This is a genomic window from Kitasatospora sp. NEAU-CNBT7 (assembly GCF_057220535.1).
This window is the reverse complement of sequence record NZ_JBXQQB010000028.1, coordinates 66,463-81,501: the sequence shown is the minus strand read 5'-3', so window position 1 is coordinate 81,501 and position 15,039 is coordinate 66,463. Positions and strand designations below refer to the sequence as shown.

Here is a 15,039-nt window from a genome sequence, read left to right as displayed (position 1 = left end):
AGGAAGGCGACCAGGAAGGCCACCAGGAAGGCGGCAACCGATGGACGCCATGCCACAGCAGCCGCTGCGATACGCCGTCGGACTGCCCAACAGGCGCGAGTACGCGGACCCCCGCCTGCTCCGCGAACTCGGAACGCTGGCGGAGCAGTCCGGCTGGGACGGCTTCTTCCTCTGGGACGGCCAGGTCGCGGAACACCCGGACGAGCACGTCACCGACTCGTGGACCACCCTCGCCGCGATCGCCGCCGACACGGAGCGCCTACGACTCGGCGTCATGGTGAGCGTCCTCGCCCTCAAACGTCCTGCCGAAGTCGCCCGCGCAACCGTGGCGCTGGACCTCCTCAGCGGCGGACGGCTGGTCTTCGGCGCCGGCCTGGGGTCCTCCGCCGCCGAGTTCCAGGCGCTGGGCCATGATCCGGACCCGCGGGTGCGGGCGGAGAAGCTGGACGAAGCCCTCCACCTCCTCGACGGGCTGTGGACGGGCCTGCCGTTCACCTTCCAGGGCCGCTGGTTCACGGCCACCGACCTCACCTTCCAGCCGGTGAGCCCGCAACGCCCCCGCATCCCGGTGTGGATCGCCGGCACCTGGCCCTCGCGGCGCCCCATGCGGCGGGCCGCGCGCTGGGACGGCGTCTTCCCCACCCGGGCCGGGGTGGGCCACACCCAGATGATGCCCCCGGCCGACCTGGCGGACGTGGTCTCCTACGTCCGCGCCCAACAGCCCGTCCGGAACCGGCCGTTCGACGTCGTCATGGAGGGCCGGACGTCCGGGCTCCGGAGGGACGCCGACGCCATGGTCGTTGCCCCGTACCGGGCGGCCGGCCTCACCTGGTGGGTGGAGAAACTGGGCTGGTTCCGAGGCCCGGTCGAACTCGTCCGCGATCGGATCCGATCCGGACCCCCCGCCCCCGCCGATCCGGACTCCGATCTCCTCGGGGCCGTCCACTCCACAGCCCGTCCGTGACCTGGGGCCCGGACCCGGACCCGGACCCGGACCCGGACCCGGCGCGCGAACTGCCGGGCCGTGCGGCCGCTGTGGCGCAGGAGGGCGGGGACGGCATCGACCGCGGCCATCCCCCCGCCACCAGGATCTCAGCCGGCGAACGGGTCGACGAGGCGCATCGGAGTGCGCGCCACACCCAGTGCCCGCTCCGGGAAACGCGGCCCGGCCGTGTAGTACCTGGCCCGCGTGCGGCCGACCGGCTCCAGCACCTGAGCGGTGACCAGCTCCCGCAGATCCCGCTGCGCCTGCTGCACGCTCAGCCCCTCCGCATGTTCGTAACGCGAGCGCCGCACCCGGCCGAGTACCACTCGCGCCGCAGGGGCTCCGGACCCCGCGCGGGGAGTCAGTCGAGGAGGTAGGGGAAGAAGGACGCCAGGCCCAGCGCGCCGACGCAGAGCATGACCAGCCCCACCGTGCGGTGGGTGTGGTCCGGCGGGCCAGGGGGTGGGCCGGACACCGGGGAGTAGGTGCCGGTGGGATCGCGGGTGATCACGATCCGGGTCCCCGGGGTCTCGCAGCGGCCGCCGGTACCCAGCTTGAGGGTCGAGCCGTCGGGCAGGCGGACGCTCATCATCTCGTCCGAGGTCTGCAGGTCCGGTGGGTCGGTCCAGCAGCGGACCACCACCGCGCTCTCCGGCACGCCCCGGTCGTGCATCGCCTGCTGCTCGGCGCCGGTCAGCCAGCTCCAGCCCAGCAGCAGCCAGCCCGCGCCGGCCAGCAGGGCGGCCAGGAAGTTGAGCGGGCGGTCCTCGTCCAGGACGATCACGCCGAGCAGCAGGGCGGCCATGGCGGCGAGCGCGACCAGGACGTAGCAGATCATGGTCGGCACGGAGCGCTCGCCCGTGTGGTCCACCGTGAACGCGGTCAGCCAGACCAGGCCGACCGTCAGGACGAGTTCGGCCACCGTGATCAGCATCAACCGGCCCGCGATCAGCCAGCGCCCGGAGCTCCCCCACCGCCGCTTCATATCAGCCAGGATGAATCACCGCCGAGGGGAGGGCAATCCTGACGGTCCATCAATTTCACTGTCGGGCGCAGGCATTCCGGGAAGCGTCTCCTGCTCCCCGGCGACCACCCGGACCGGGTCGGACGGGCGGCGGCACTCCCGGCCCAGGCGCAGCATCCGGGACTCCGGGTCGTGCAGCAGCCGTCCGCAGCGCAGGCAGCGGACCTTGGCGGGCAGCCTGGCGGGGACCGGCGGGATCAGTGCGGGATCGGACGCGGGATCGGGCATCCGCCCAGTCTGCCGCCCCGCACCGACGTGCGGTACGGGTCGGGGCGTCGGTACGGCTCAGGCCGGGGTGAGGGCGAGGACCGCGAGATCGTCGGTGAGCCGCTCGCAGTGGCCGCGGACGTCCCGGTCCAGGAAGGCCACCACCGCCCGCGGGTCGGTGGTGCCGAGCCGGGCGAGCCGTTCGGCCAGCGGGTAGAACACCCCGGCCCGGTCGCGGGCCTCGCTCACGCCGTCGGTGTGCAGCAGCAGCGTGCAGCCCCGCGCCAGCTCGACGGTGGTGGGCCGCTCGCCGTCCGCCGCCAGGTGCCCGAACCCGAGCGGCAGCCGGTCCGGGCAGTCGACCGGCTCGGCGGCGCCCGGGCTGAGCAGCAGCGGCGCGAGGTGGCCGCGGTTGACCAGCTCGACCCGGCCGGTCCGCGGGCAGTGCTGGAGCAGCACCGCGGTCACGAACAGTTCCTCGTCGGCCCGGTCGGCCGCCTCCCGCAGCACCTGGCGGTCCAACTGCCCCGCCAGCTCCGTGAGGTCGGCCGTCTCGTGCGCGGTCACCCGGAAGGCGCCGATCACGTCGGCGACGGTTCGGACCGCGTCCAGCCCCTTGCCACGGACGTCGCCGAGCAGGATCCGGGTGCCGAACCTGGTCTCGCAGACCTCGTACAGGTCACCGCCGACCGCGACGTCCGCCTGGGCCGGGCGGTACAGGCCCGCGGCGCGGAGCCGGCCCGGGGCGGCCGGGACCGGACGCAGCACGGCGTGCTGCAGGGTGTCCGCGATGGTCCTGACCCGGACCAGGTCGCGGGCCTGCCGTCGGCGCTGCCAGGACAGCGCCGCACCCAGCACCCCCGCGAGCACCGTGGTCACGTACACCCAGATGTGGTGCTGCTCGGCGAGGTGTCCGGCGCGCTCCGCGAGCATCATCTGCAGGCCGACCGCGACCAGCGTCGAAGCGGCGACCAGACCGGGGCCCAGGCCGAACGCCACCACCACCGGCAGCACCGTGCACAGGAACCCGGCCGCCACCGACTCGGGCAGCGCGTACTCCAGCCCCAGGTCGACCACGACCAGCAGCACCGGGAGCCACAGCACCCAGCGCGGCGCCCTGGTCGCCTCCGCCAGCGCCTGCTGCCAGCGGGCGACCGCGGACGCCTCGGTACGGCGGGCCCCACCGCTCTCCGTCCGGCGGACGGCGGTCGGGGCCCGCTCGGCGGGGCGGGAACGGTCGGGCAAGGGTCCTCCTGGGACGGCGCGCGGCCCCGGGACCTGCTCCCGGCACCGCGGTGCGCCGCTTCCCCCATGGTCGCCCGCGGGCCCGGCCGATCCGGCGGCCGAAGGTCCCGCCGGGGAGGGACCAAAGGCCCGATTCAGACCGTCGTCACCGGCAGCGTCCGGTAGCCGCGCAGCACCAGCCGGTCACGCCGCACCGCGGGCGCCGCCGGGGCGAGTCGGGGGAAGCGGGCCAGCAGCGCGGGAAGCGCCAGCGCGGCCTCCTGCCGGGCCAGCTGCGAGCCCAGGCAGAAGTGGGCTCCCGCACCGAAGCTCAGCGGGCGCCCGGCCGGGCCGCCGAAACCGGAACCTGAGCGAGAGCCAGAGCCCGAGCCGCGGGGGTCGAAGCGGTCGGGGTCGAAGCGGTCGGGCCGCACATACCGGGCGGGGTCGCGGTTGGCCGCGCCCAGCAGCAGGAGCACCCCGGTGCCGTCCGGCGCGGGCACCGGCCCGACCGTCAGGCCGTTCCCCTGGGCGATCCGGCTGGTGATCTGGACGGGCGGGTCGAAGCGGAGCACCTCCTCCGTGAACGCGTCCGGGGCCAGGGTGCCCGCCCGCAGCCGGGCCATCAGCCCGGGGTGCTCGAACAGCAGGGCCAGGCCGTTGCCGAGCAGGTTGGTGGTGGTCTCGAAACCGGCCACCAGCAGCAGCACCAGGTTGGCGATCAGCTCGTGGCCGCCGAGCCGCCCGCCGTCCGCCGCCGCGACCCGGACCAGGTCGCTGACCAGGTCGTCCTGCGGGCGGGCCGCCCGCTCGGCGGCGAGCTCCACGAAGTAGTCGCAGAGCTCGTCGGCGGCCTCGTCCGCGGCGGCCTCGCCGGCCTCGGAGTCACCGGACTCCCCCGCGAGCTCCAGGACCGATGTGAGGTCCGAGGCCGGCCCGCGGAACCGGTGGCGGTCCCGCTCGGGCACCCCCAGCAGCTCGCAGATCACCCCGACCGGCAGCTGATGGGCGAACCGGTCCATGAAGTCGACCGGTGCACCGTCCGCGCCCTGCTCCGCCATCCCGTCCAGCAGCCGGTCGACGGCGGCACGGACGGCAGGCACCAGCGCGGCCACCCGGCGGGCGGTGAACACCGAGGCGATCAGCGACCTGACCCGGGTGTGGTCGGGCCCGTTGGCCTCCAGGATCGAGCGCCCGATCAGCGCCCGGGCCGAGCCCCCGAACAGCTGGTACCTGGTCTCCGGCGGCGGCGCCTGGCCCGGCACCGGGAACGCCGCGCTGCGCAGCACCCGGTCCGCCGCCTCGTACCCCGTGACCAGCAGCAGTCCCTCGCCGCAGGACGCCACCGGGCCGAGCCCGCGCGCCAGTTCGTACAGCGGGTAGGGGTCGGCCCGTCCCTCGGGGGTCAGCAACCGCTCGACCACCGCCATGCCGTTCATCCGCCGCCCCCTGGTGACCGCCGTGTTCCGCCCGCCCCGGGTGAACGGAGGGCGGCCGCGCCTGCGTTCCCGCAGGCCCCCGCGGACCCGCAACACGGCTCCGCGGACGGCTGCCGAGCGCGCACCGGCGCCGTCGGACACGCCGTCGGACACGCCGTCGGGTACGGCCTAGGGTGGCGGGATGGAGATCTGGATCAATCCGCGTTGCAGCAAGTGCCGCGTCGCCCTCACCGAGCTGGACGCGGCGGGCGCCGAGTACACCGTCCGCCGCTACCTTGAGCAGCCGCCGACCGCCGCCGAGCTGGAGGAGGTGCTGGCGCGGCTGCTGCTGGAGCCCTGGGACATCACCCGGCTGGACGAGCAGCCCGCCAAGGACCTGGGCATGAAGCAGTGGCCGCGGGAGAGCGGCGAGCGGGCGCGCTGGATCGCGGCGCTGGCGGAGCACCCGGTGCTGATCCAGCGGCCGATCATCACCGCGGACGACGGGCACGCGGTGGTGGCGCGCACCCCGGAGGCGCTGCGCTCGGTACTGCCCGGCTGAGCGGCGGCGCCTGCGCCGTCCGCCCGGCGCGGCTCAGTCGCGGGTGACCGTCCGCACCGCCTCGCCCGGACGCCAGGAACGGATCACCAGCCGGCCGTCCTCGACCGTGGTCAGCACCGCCTCGGTGACCCCCAGCCGGAAGGCGTGGAACGGCCCGGGCGGCGGCTGCGGCAGCTCGCTCTCGTACGCGGACAGCTCGACCTCGTCGGTGATCTCGACGGCGACACCGGAGACCTTGGCGTCGCCGTCGGTCATCGTCTCGTCGCCGGGATGGCTGTGCAGTGCGAAGCGGCCGTCCCGGCGCAGGTCGAGCGCCTTGACCGCGCCGAGCATCGAGCCGATCGTCAGGTCCGCGCCGGTGAAGCCCACCTCGGTGCCGCTGACCCGCGGCGCCCCGGTGGCGCGCAGGGTCGCCAGGACGTGGTGGCGATGGGCCTCGAACCGGGCCCGCACGAGGGGCGCGAGGTCCGGCGCCTCCTGTTCGAAATCCTGCCAGGTAACCATGGCGCCAGTGTGGCACCGGCCGCCCCCGATCCGGCCGAGGACGATCCGGCCACCCGACGATCCGGGCGGGGACATGCGGGCGGGGACGGCCCGCCCGGCCGGGCCCGCATTGTCGGCGGGCCCTGACAGACTGGCCGGATGGCACAGACCTACATCGCATTCCTGCGCGCGATCAACGTCGGCGGGCGGACGGTGAAGATGGAGCGGCTGCGCGAGCTCTTCGCCGAGCTCGGGCTGGAGCGGGTCCGCAGCTACATCCAGAGCGGCAACGTCTTCTTCGACACCGAGGAGACCGACCGCGCCGCGCTCACCCGCCGGATCGAGGAGCACCTGGCGGCCGCGCTCGGCTATCCGGTCCCGGCGATGGTGCGGACCGTCGCAGAGGTGGAGGAGCTGGTCGCCGCGGACCCGTTCGCGGAGGTCGAGGTGACCCCGGAGCTGCGGCTCTGCGTGGTCTTCCTGTCCGAACCGCTCCCGGCCGATCTGGAGTTCCCGGTCCGCTCCCCCAAGGGCGACTGGGAGATCCTCGGCGCCACGCCGGGCGCGGCGTACGTGGTGATGCACCTGCGCGACGGCCGCCTCGGCTCCAACCCGGCCACCGCCTTCCCCAAGTCCTATCCCGGACACGGCACTTCGCGCTTCTTCCACACCACCGTCAAGATCCTGGCGGCGGCGAAGAAACCCTGATGCGCGCGGTGGCCGCCGCCGGCGGCAGGGTCGGTGCGGGAACGTCCGGGATCAGTGCGGGAACATCCGGGGCGGCCGCTGCCGGGGCAGGGTGTCGCGGAACTCCTCGATGGCGGTGCTGATCTGGCGGGTGAGCACGGTGTGTTCGATCCGGTCGAAGTAGCGGTGGCGGGCGGCCAGGGCCTCGACGGTGACCGAGAAGTAGAGCGTCATCAGCGGGTTGACGAAGAGCTCGCTGTGCCGGGTGCGCTCGGTGAAGCGGACGTCGCCGAACTCGCCGCGCAGGGCGGCGGCGACCGAGCCCTGGACGATGCTGGGGTGCTCGGGGAAGGCGGCCTGCGCATGGGCGACCGCGTCCAGGTAGAGGGCGCCCTCGCGGGAGTCGCGCGGGATGGAGAACGCGCCGAGGTAGCCACCGGCCCGGTCCAGCGCGGCCAGGTTCTCCAGCACCAGGCTGTGGTTGACGCCGTGGTACGCGTCGACCCCGAAGCCCAGGCAGCTGACCAGGCGCTCGGGGATCTCGGTGAGCCCGGCCACCGCGGCCAGGCTGGCCATGTCCTCCTCGGGGGTGCCGAGGCCCGCCTCGTCGCCGCGCATCAGGATGTCGGTGCCGCCGTCGACCAGCAGGACCGCGTCGATGTCCAGGTGCCGGGTGAGGGACCGGTACGCGGCCCGCAGCGGCTGCACCCCGACCGACCCGAACGCCCAGACGGTGTCGGGCAGTCCGTGCAGCCGCAGCCAGCGGGCCAGGGTGCGTTCGGGGAAGTACGGTTCGGCGGACCGGGTGTCGGGGCGGATCTCGGCCACCTCGGGCTCCAGCCAGACCTCGGCGTCGAGCCCGTACAGGTGGCTGAACGACAGGCTCGCGAGGTGGACCTCCTTGCCTGCGCCCCGGAGCGCGAGGGCGATCGGCAGCCCCGCGTAGACGTCGAAGCCGCCGCCCGCGCCCGCGATCAGGATCCGCTCGGCGGACTTCAGGCGGGCCAGCAGCGGAGGTTCGAGGAGCGAGGGCATCCGAGGACCGTAGCAGGGCCCTGAGGCCGGGGGCCGCCGGCCACCGGGTGGCGGGCGGCGGACACCACGCCCCCGGCAGCGATCACCTGGACCGGCAGGGGCCGGCACGGACCGGCGGTTGCCGGCACGGACCGGCACGGACCGGCACGGACCGGTCAGAGGCGCGGGCCCCAGAGTTCGTCGGTGCAGCGGGCGTAGGTGTCGCGCCAGTGCGGCCAGTGCCGGACGGTCTCGTGGTCGCAGTCGGCGAGCAGGCGGTCGATCTCCTGCTCGTTCACGCCTTCCAGCAGCCAGACCAGGGCGTCCGAGGAGGCCGGGCCGTCGGCGGAGCGGAGCAGGTCGAGCAGTTCGGGCAGGGTGCCGATCCGGGAGCCGGCCGGGAAGACGCCTTCCATCCGGGGCAGCAACTGGCGCTCCTCGATGCGCAGGTGGGTCTCCAGGCGCGCGGCCAGCTCCTCCACCGCGTAGGCGACCGGCCAGCTGCTGGCCGCGTCCCGGGTGGCGATCTTCACCAGGGTGGTCACCCGGGTGAACGAGTGGTCGAGGTTGTGGTGGTCGGCCTCCAGCCAGTTGAGCAGCAGCCGCAGCTCGGGCACGAAGCGCCGGAGCAGCGGCCACAGCCGGGTGTCCTGCTGCTCGTGGTGGCAGGTGACCATGGCGAGCATGAAGTCCCAGTGCCGCTGGAGGGCGTCACCGGCCACCGTGTCGCCGGGCTGGAGCAGTCGGAGCGCGTTGGGCAGACGGGCGAGGTCACGGCGCAGGGCCGCGTGCACGAGCCGCAGACCGGCGAACGGAATCGGTGCGACGGCGGCGGGCGGCTCGGCGACGGACCCGGCGCTCTCCCCGTCCTGCTGGGCGGGGATGGTCGGGGTCCTGACGGGCAGCAGGTGGCTGGGCATGTCGCTCTCTTCACGGCTGGCTGAGGCTGGCCGCTGCGGACACCGATCTTAGGTGTCCCGGCCCGGGTCTCCAGAGTGATGACATGCCATCAGGATCGAATGAATGTCTGATTGACGTGCAGGTCAGAGGCCATCTCGGCGCTCGGGGAGGCCGTTCCGCCCGCGCTGCGGGCACCGCCTCCCGGTCGCCCCCGGTCCGGTCGCGGGGCCCACGAACAGTATGCCGCGCGCGGCGCGGCGAAGGGGCCGGTCCACCGAACTCGGGCCGGACGCCGACGCCACCCCGGCCCGCCCCCGGCCCCGCCGTCCCCGACCCGCCGTCCCCGACCTCACCGCGCCCGACCGGCCGCCGCCGACCGGCCGCCGCCCCCGGCCGGAGTCGCGTCAGTCGCTCTCGGGCCCGGCCACGTTCTTGGACACCCACTGCAGAAGGTCCGGGATCATCTTCTTGAAGTCGGAGGTGAGGTGCTTGCCGCCGGGCTGCTCGTAGTACTCGACGGTCGCCGGGGCCTTCACCTTGCCGACCCACGCCTTCACCAGCTTGAGCTCGGCGGAGTTGGAGCCGCCCGCCGTCGCCAGGATCCGGACGTCGGCGGTGCCGGCGGTGGCCAGCACGTCGGGGCTGTTGGCCAGCCGCTCCTGCTCGTGGCCCTTCCACAGCGGCGAGTCCGGGTTGAAGTAGCCGTCGATCGGCACCGCCGCCTTGAACACGTCCGGGTGCTGCAGGGCCAGCTTGGCGCTGCAGAACGCGCCGGTGGAGGCCCCCATCACGGCCCAGCCGTCGCGGCCCTTGACGGTCCGGAAGTTGGCCCGGACGAAGTCCGGGATGTCCTCGGCCATCCAGGTCCCGATCTTCGGCTGGCCCGGGATGTCGGCGCACTCCATGGCGGTGGCCTCGTTGGAGTTCAGGTTCTGCACCGGCATGATCATGATGAACGGGTGCGCCTTGCCCTCCTTCACCAGCTGGGTGTCGACCGCCTGGATCGGCAGCTGGTTGTCGGTCCAGGTGTTGTACCCGGCGCTCTGGCCACCCGCGTACAGGGTCAGCACCGGGAAGCCGGTGTTGGCGTACTTGGGGTCGTTGTACTCGGGCGGCAGCCAGACCCAGACCTTTCCGCTGACGCCGGACTTCGGCCCGGTCAGCGTGGTCACCATGATCGGCCCGGCCGAGGTGTCGGTCGCCTTCTGGAGGTCGGCGGCGGGCCCGGTCGGCTTCAGCACCTTGGAGGGCTTGGTCGGCGTCGGGCTCGGGCTCGGCGCGGCCGCGGCCGACCCGGCGGCCGCCTTCGCGCCGTCGGCGGCCGGCTTGCCGGACTGGGTACTCCCGCACCCGGCCAGCGCAGTGGCCAGCGCGAACACGGCGGCGGCTGACAGGACGGCACGGGCACGGGTGACGGACGGCTGCGGCAGCACGGTGGGGACTCTCCGAGCGGTTCACGCCCGGTCGGTGGATCCGGGCGGCGGCGGCCCCGGCGGGGCCTGGGGACGGGCGGCGGACCTCTGGCTGTCAGCCGCCCCGAGAACGGGCGCGGCGGCCTCCGACCGGAGACCGCACCACCCGAGATCCTATGACGGAGCAGGCCGGAGCCCGGTTGCGCCACGGACCGGGAACCCGCCGAACGGCGGGGGCGACCCCCTCCGCACGGGAGGGGCCGGGGCCGCCGGACGGCCCGCGGCAGCCCGACTGCGGGGCTCCGCCGGACCGACGCGGGCGGCCGGGGACCGGGTCGCGGTGACCACTCTCACGCCGTCCGACCGGACTCCGACCGGACTCCGGCCGCGCCCCGACCGCCGCCGACCGGGATACCGGACCACCCGGGCGGCCCCGCCGGATTACCCCGATCGGCAGCCACCCGCCCGGAGCAACGCCTTTCCGGAACGACACCCGCCCGGAGCAACCCCCACCCGGAGCAACGCCAGACCGGAACAACACCCGCCCGGAACAACACCCGCCCGGAGCACCACCCACCCGGAGCACCCCCCGGCGCGTCGCGCCGCCCCGGCCCGTCTCCGCCGCACGGCCCGCAGGCCGGTCCGCCGCGCCCCGGCCGCGCACCCGCCGCCGGAGGTCCGGCCAGCCGGGCGCCCGCCCGCCGCGCCGCCGCTTGGACGCTCGTACCAGTGACGCGGGGCGGGCCGCCGCGGGATCATCGGTCCACCTCCGGCCGTCCGCACGCCGGGCCCGACGAGCAGACCGCCGGATGCCGGACACCCGGCGCCGGAGCGGCCCGCCCCCGTACCACCCCCAGGAGCAGCACGTGTCGCAGCAGGTCGCCGTGGTCACCGGAGCCGGCAGCGGGGTGGGCCGCGCGGTGGCGCTGGAGCTCGCCGGGGCGGGCTGGCAGCTGGTCCTGGCCGGCCGCCGCGCCGACCCGCTCCGCGGTACGGCCGGGCTGATCGGCGCGGCCGCCCCGGGCGGGCGGGCGGCCGCCGTGGTCCCGACCGACGTCACCGACCCGGCGGCCGTGGACGCGCTCTTCGACGAGACCGCCGAGCGCTTCGGCCGGCTGGACCTGCTGTTCAACAACGCCGGCACGTTCGGTGCGCCCACCCCCGTCGAGGACCTCGGGTACGAGCAGTGGCGAGCGGTGGTCGAGCTCAACCTGACCGGCGCCTTCCTGTGCGCCCAGGGCGCGTTCCGGCTGATGAAGGCGCAGCGCCCGCAGGGCGGCCGGATCATCAACAACGGTTCGATCTCCGCCCACGTGCCGCGGCCGCACAGCATCGCGTACACCGCCACCAAGCACGCCGTCACCGGCCTGACCCGGTCGCTCTCGCTGGACGGGCGGCCGTACCGGATCGCCTGCGGGCAGATCGACATCGGCAACGCGGCGACCGACATGACCGCGGCGATGACGACCGGCGTGCGGCAGGCGGACGGCCGGACGGCGGCGGAACCCACCATGGACGTGGCCGACGTGGCGCGCACCGTCCGGCACATGGCCGAGCTGCCTCTGGAGGCCAACGTGCAGTTCGCCACCGTGATGGCGACCGCGATGCCGTACATCGGGCGCGGCTGACCGGACTCCCGGGGGCTCCGGGTCTCCAGCACGGCTCCCGTGTACAGAAAACTTGACACCGTGTCCGGACTGCTTGACACTCCTCGGTGTCAGGTTTTCTTTACATGGGAGCCGCAGTGGCCTTCGAAGAGAAACGCGCCTGGATCATGCTCCTGGTCGCGGTGGTGTCCTACGGGACGTATCTGTCCATCCTGCTCGGACGGCCCGGCAGCCTGCCGCTGGCCGAGCAGCCCTACGCCGGGGTCCTGCTGTGGACGGTCGGCCTGTCGATCGTGGCGTCGATCGTGCTCCACATCGTGGTGTCGATCGCCTCGCCCGAGGGCGCCAACGTCAAGGACCAGCGCGACCGCGAGATCCACCGGTCCGGCGACCACATCGGCCAGTCGTTCGTCGCGATCGGAGCCGTGGCCGGCCTCGGGCTCGCGATGGCCGGCGCCGACCGGTTCTGGATCGCCAACGCGATCTACCTGGCCTTCACGCTCTCGGCCGTACTCGCCTCGCTCGCCAAGATCGCCGCCTACCGGGTCGGCTTCCAGTCGTGGTGAAGCCGCCGACCAGGGTCACCAACACGATCCGGACCCTGCGCTTCACCAACGGCGAGATGACCCAGGCCGAACTCGCCCGCCGGATCGGTGTGACCCGCCAGACCGTCATCGCCATCGAACAGGGCCGCTACTCGCCCTCGCTGGAGATGGCCTTCCAGATCGCCCGCGTCTTCGCCGTCCCGCTCGACGGCGTGTTCCAGTACCCCGACACCGAAGGAGAGAGCTCGTGAGAGCCATCGTGCACGACAGCTACGGACCGCCCGGGATCCTCCGCGTCGAGGAGCTCCCGCGACCGGTGCCCGGCAGCGGCGAGGTGCTGGTCCGGATCCACGCGGCCGGCGTCGACCCCGGCGTGTGGCACCTCACCACCGGAAAGCCGTACCTGGTCCGCGCGCTCGGCTTCGGGCTGCGGGCACCCAAGCTCCGTATCCGCGGCCTGGACCTGGCCGGCGTGGTGGAGGCCGTCGGCCCGGGCGTCAGCCGCTTCGCGCCCGGCGACGAGGTGTACGGCACCTGCGACGGCTCCTACGCCGAGTACGCCTGCACCTCCCAGGACCGGCTCGCCCGCAAGCCGGCCGGCCTCAGCTTCGAACAGGCCACCGCCGTCCCGGTCTCCGGCTGCACCGCCCTCCAGGCGCTCCGCGACAGCGGCCGCCTGCAGGCCGGCGGGCGGGTGCTGGTGCTCGGCGCCTCCGGCGGCGTGGGCAGCTTCGCCGTCCAGCTGGCGAAGGCCTCCGGCGCCCACGTCACCGGCGTCTGCAGCCCGGGCAAGGCCGACCTGGTGCGGTCGCTCGGCGCCGACGAGGTGGTGGACTACACCCGCGACGACCCGACCGACGGGCCCGCCCGCTACGACCTCGTGCTCGACACCGGCGGCAACCGGACCCTGAACCGGCTGCGCCGCGTCCTCGCCCCGGGCGGCACCCTGGTCCTGGTCGGCGGCGAGACCGGCGGCAGCTGGACCGGCGGCTTCGACCGGCAGCTGCGGGCCGCCCTGCTGCCGCCGATCGGCGGGCGCCGGGTGTGCGCGGTGGCCGGCAAGCCGAACCACGACGACCTGGCGGCGCTGGCCGAGCTGATCGAGGCCGGTTCGGTGGTTCCCGCGCTCGACCGGAGCTACGGCATGGACGAGGCCGCCGACGCCCTCGACGACCTGATGAAGGGCCACGTGCGCGGCAAGGCGGTCATCCGGATCGGCTGACCGGAACGGCGGGGCGGGGGGCCGGGAGCAGGGCGGCCCGAGAGCGCTCTCGTGCGGATTGTGCGGACCCGGGTACAGCGCGTCAACACGGCGCGTCGAACTCTTCAAGGATGAGCCTCAACTCCCAGGAGGAGAGCCTTCGTCCATTGACAGGTGGCATCGACTCCGATACCAAACGAGAGAGCGCTCTCAGGTCCCGGTTCCGCCCCCGCCGTCGAGAGGCACCCGATGAGACACCGACCGCACCGACGTCCCCGTACCCGCCGGCTGCTGGCCGCGCTCGGCCTGGCCGGGCTGCTGGCCGCCGGCCTCGCCGGGCAGTTCGGCCCGGCGCAGGCCGCCGTCCCGGCGCCGAGCGGCTGGACCCAGGTCTTCGCCGACGACTTCAACGGCCCGGCCGGCACCGGCGTCAACACCGCCGACTGGCTCTACACCACCGGCACGTCGTACCCCGGCGGCCCGGCCGCCTTCGGCACCGGCGAGGTCGAGACGATGACCTCCAGCACCGCGAACGTGGCGCTCGACGGCGCGGGGAACCTGCGGATCACCCCGGTCCGCAACGCCGCCGGGCAGTGGACCTCCGGCCGGATCGAGACCAACCGGACCGACTTCCGGCCCCCGGCCGGCGGCAGGCTCCGGGTCGAGGCCCGGCTCCAGATGCCGAACGTGACCGGCGCCGCCGCCAAGGGCTACTGGCCGGCGTTCTGGATGCTCGGCGCACCGTTCCGGGGCAACTACTGGAACTGGCCCGGCATCGGCGAGATCGACATCATGGAGAACGTCCAGGGCCTCAACAACGAGTGGGCCACCCTGCACTGCGGCACCAGCCCGGGCGGGGTCTGCAACGAGACCACCGGCATCGGCGGCCAGCGCGCCTGCTCCCCGGGGACCTGCCAGAGCGGATTCCACACCTACACCGTGGAGTGGGACCGCAGCACCAGCCCCGAGCAACTGCGCTGGTACCTGGACGGGGTGCAGTTCCACAGCGTGAGCGCCGCCCAGATGGACGCCGGCACCTGGGCGGCGGCCACCGGCCACGGGTTCTTCGTGATCCTCAACGTCGCGATGGGCGGCGGCTTCCCGGGGGCGTTCGGCGGCGGACCGGACGGCGGCACCGTCTCCGGCGTGCCGATGGTGGTCGACTACGTCGGCGTCTGGCAGTCCGGCGGCGGCAACCCGACGCCCACCCCGAGCCCCACCCCGACGCCGCCCGGGGGGAGCCGGAACGCCTACGCGCCGATCCAGGCGGAGTCCTTCGACGCCCAGGGCGGGACGTCCACCGAGGCGTGTGCCGAGGGCGGGCAGGACATCGGTTCGCTGGCCAACGGCGACTGGGCGCTCTACCGGGGCGTCGACTTCGGTGCCGCCCCGGCCCGGCAGTTCACCGGCCGGGTGGCGAGCGGCGCGGCCGGCGGGGTGAGCGGCCTGGTCGAGGTCCGCCTCGACAGCCGGACCGGCGCGCCGATCGGCTCCTTCGCCATCGCCGGCACCGGCGGCTGGCAGAGCTGGCGGACCGTCCCCGCCAACATCACCGGCGTCACCGGCGTCCACGACGTCTACCTGACCTTCACCAGCGGCCAGCCGTCCGACTTCGTCAACGTCAACTGGTTCGACTTCGGCCACTGAGACCCGAAGGGCGGCGCACCCGGGCCGGCCGCCCGGCCCGGGTGCGCCGCCGGGCCGCCGTTCGGCTCACTCTTCGTGGGGGTGGGGGTGGTGCCGGAACAGGACGTCCTTGTTTAGCCGGTC

The 15,039-nt window shown here is 74.2% G+C and carries 17 protein-coding genes; 8 read left to right on the top strand and 9 right to left on the bottom strand.

Annotated elements, in window-relative coordinates:
* Window positions 1-40: 40 nt before the first annotated feature.
* Window positions 41-964 (top strand): LLM class flavin-dependent oxidoreductase, encoded by a 924-nt coding sequence (locus AC2TEW_RS29200; RefSeq protein WP_484626362.1) that lies wholly within the window; start codon window positions 41-43, stop codon window positions 962-964.
* 128 nt (window positions 965-1,092) lie between these two features.
* Here the strand turns inward: AC2TEW_RS29200 and AC2TEW_RS29195 are convergent, their stop codons facing one another.
* The 5 genes from AC2TEW_RS29195 to AC2TEW_RS29175 form a co-directional block, all read right to left on the bottom strand.
* Window positions 1,093-1,257 (bottom strand): hypothetical protein, encoded by a 165-nt coding sequence (locus tag AC2TEW_RS29195; protein ID WP_484626361.1) that lies wholly within the window; start codon window positions 1,255-1,257, stop codon window positions 1,093-1,095.
* 89 nt (window positions 1,258-1,346) lie between these two features.
* Window positions 1,347-1,970 (bottom strand): hypothetical protein, encoded by a 624-nt coding sequence (locus AC2TEW_RS29190; protein WP_484626360.1) that lies wholly within the window; start codon window positions 1,968-1,970, stop codon window positions 1,347-1,349.
* A gap of 15 nt (window positions 1,971-1,985) precedes the next feature.
* Window positions 1,986-2,237, bottom strand: a complete 252-nt coding sequence (locus AC2TEW_RS29185) for a DUF6011 domain-containing protein (RefSeq protein WP_484626359.1) — start codon at window positions 2,235-2,237, stop codon at window positions 1,986-1,988.
* Window positions 2,238-2,294: 57 nt separating this feature from the next.
* Window positions 2,295-3,461, bottom strand: coding sequence for a PP2C family protein-serine/threonine phosphatase (locus tag AC2TEW_RS29180; RefSeq protein WP_484626358.1), 1,167 nt, complete (start codon window positions 3,459-3,461; stop codon window positions 2,295-2,297).
* A gap of 134 nt (window positions 3,462-3,595) precedes the next feature.
* A complete protein-coding gene (locus AC2TEW_RS29175) occupies window positions 3,596-4,879 on the bottom strand; it encodes a cytochrome P450 (protein ID WP_484626357.1) in 1,284 nt (427 codons plus the stop codon).
* A 181-nt stretch (window positions 4,880-5,060) separates the two neighbouring features.
* On the opposite strand from AC2TEW_RS29175, the gene AC2TEW_RS29170 reads away from it, so the two are divergent.
* Window positions 5,061-5,420 carry an ArsC/Spx/MgsR family protein gene (locus AC2TEW_RS29170; protein ID WP_484626356.1) on the top strand — a complete coding sequence of 120 codons (360 nt, stop codon included), beginning with the start codon at window positions 5,061-5,063 and terminating at the stop codon, window positions 5,418-5,420.
* 33 nt (window positions 5,421-5,453) lie between these two features.
* On the opposite strand, the gene AC2TEW_RS29165 is transcribed toward AC2TEW_RS29170, so the two are convergent.
* Entirely contained in the window at window positions 5,454-5,924 is a 471-nt protein-coding gene (locus tag AC2TEW_RS29165) for a pyridoxamine 5'-phosphate oxidase family protein (RefSeq protein WP_484626355.1), read from the bottom strand.
* A gap of 138 nt (window positions 5,925-6,062) precedes the next feature.
* Here AC2TEW_RS29165 and AC2TEW_RS29160 point away from each other — a divergent pair, with 138 nt between their 5' ends.
* Window positions 6,063-6,611, top strand: a complete 549-nt coding sequence (locus tag AC2TEW_RS29160; RefSeq protein ID WP_484626354.1) for a DUF1697 domain-containing protein — start codon at window positions 6,063-6,065, stop codon at window positions 6,609-6,611.
* A gap of 51 nt (window positions 6,612-6,662) precedes the next feature.
* On the opposite strand, the gene AC2TEW_RS29155 is transcribed toward AC2TEW_RS29160, so the two are convergent.
* From AC2TEW_RS29155 to AC2TEW_RS29145, 3 genes are all read right to left on the bottom strand, one after another.
* Entirely contained in the window at window positions 6,663-7,625 is a 963-nt protein-coding gene (locus AC2TEW_RS29155; RefSeq protein ID WP_484626353.1) for a DUF1152 domain-containing protein, read from the bottom strand.
* Window positions 7,626-7,780: 155 nt separating this feature from the next.
* Entirely contained in the window at window positions 7,781-8,524 is a 744-nt protein-coding gene (locus AC2TEW_RS29150) for a hemerythrin domain-containing protein (protein ID WP_484626352.1), read from the bottom strand.
* 384 nt (window positions 8,525-8,908) lie between these two features.
* Window positions 8,909-9,937 carry an alpha/beta hydrolase gene (locus AC2TEW_RS29145; protein ID WP_484626351.1) on the bottom strand — a complete coding sequence of 343 codons (1,029 nt, stop codon included), beginning with the start codon at window positions 9,935-9,937 and terminating at the stop codon, window positions 8,909-8,911.
* Window positions 9,938-10,725: 788 nt separating this feature from the next.
* Between AC2TEW_RS29145 and AC2TEW_RS29140 the strand changes: the two genes are divergently transcribed.
* The 5 genes from AC2TEW_RS29140 to AC2TEW_RS29120 all read left to right on the top strand — a co-directional run bounded on the left by AC2TEW_RS29140 (window position 10,726) and on the right by AC2TEW_RS29120 (window position 14,916).
* Window positions 10,726-11,544, top strand: a complete 819-nt coding sequence (locus tag AC2TEW_RS29140) for an SDR family oxidoreductase (protein WP_484626350.1) — start codon at window positions 10,726-10,728, stop codon at window positions 11,542-11,544.
* A 104-nt stretch (window positions 11,545-11,648) separates the two neighbouring features.
* Window positions 11,649-12,089 carry a hypothetical protein gene (locus AC2TEW_RS29135; protein ID WP_484626349.1) on the top strand — a complete coding sequence of 147 codons (441 nt, stop codon included), beginning with the start codon at window positions 11,649-11,651 and terminating at the stop codon, window positions 12,087-12,089.
* The gene (locus AC2TEW_RS29130) at window positions 12,083-12,319 is read left to right on the top strand and encodes a helix-turn-helix transcriptional regulator (RefSeq protein ID WP_484626348.1); all 237 of its coding nucleotides are present in this window, start codon (window positions 12,083-12,085) and stop codon (window positions 12,317-12,319) included. The genes AC2TEW_RS29135 and AC2TEW_RS29130 overlap by 7 nt, the downstream gene beginning before the upstream one ends.
* Window positions 12,316-13,290 (top strand): NAD(P)-dependent alcohol dehydrogenase, encoded by a 975-nt coding sequence (locus tag AC2TEW_RS29125; RefSeq protein ID WP_484626347.1) that lies wholly within the window; start codon window positions 12,316-12,318, stop codon window positions 13,288-13,290. Before AC2TEW_RS29130 ends, AC2TEW_RS29125 begins: the two co-directional genes overlap by 4 nt.
* Window positions 13,291-13,518: 228 nt before the next feature.
* Window positions 13,519-14,916 carry a carbohydrate-binding protein gene (locus AC2TEW_RS29120; protein WP_484626346.1) on the top strand — a complete coding sequence of 466 codons (1,398 nt, stop codon included), beginning with the start codon at window positions 13,519-13,521 and terminating at the stop codon, window positions 14,914-14,916.
* Window positions 14,917-15,039: the final 123 nt, after the last annotated feature.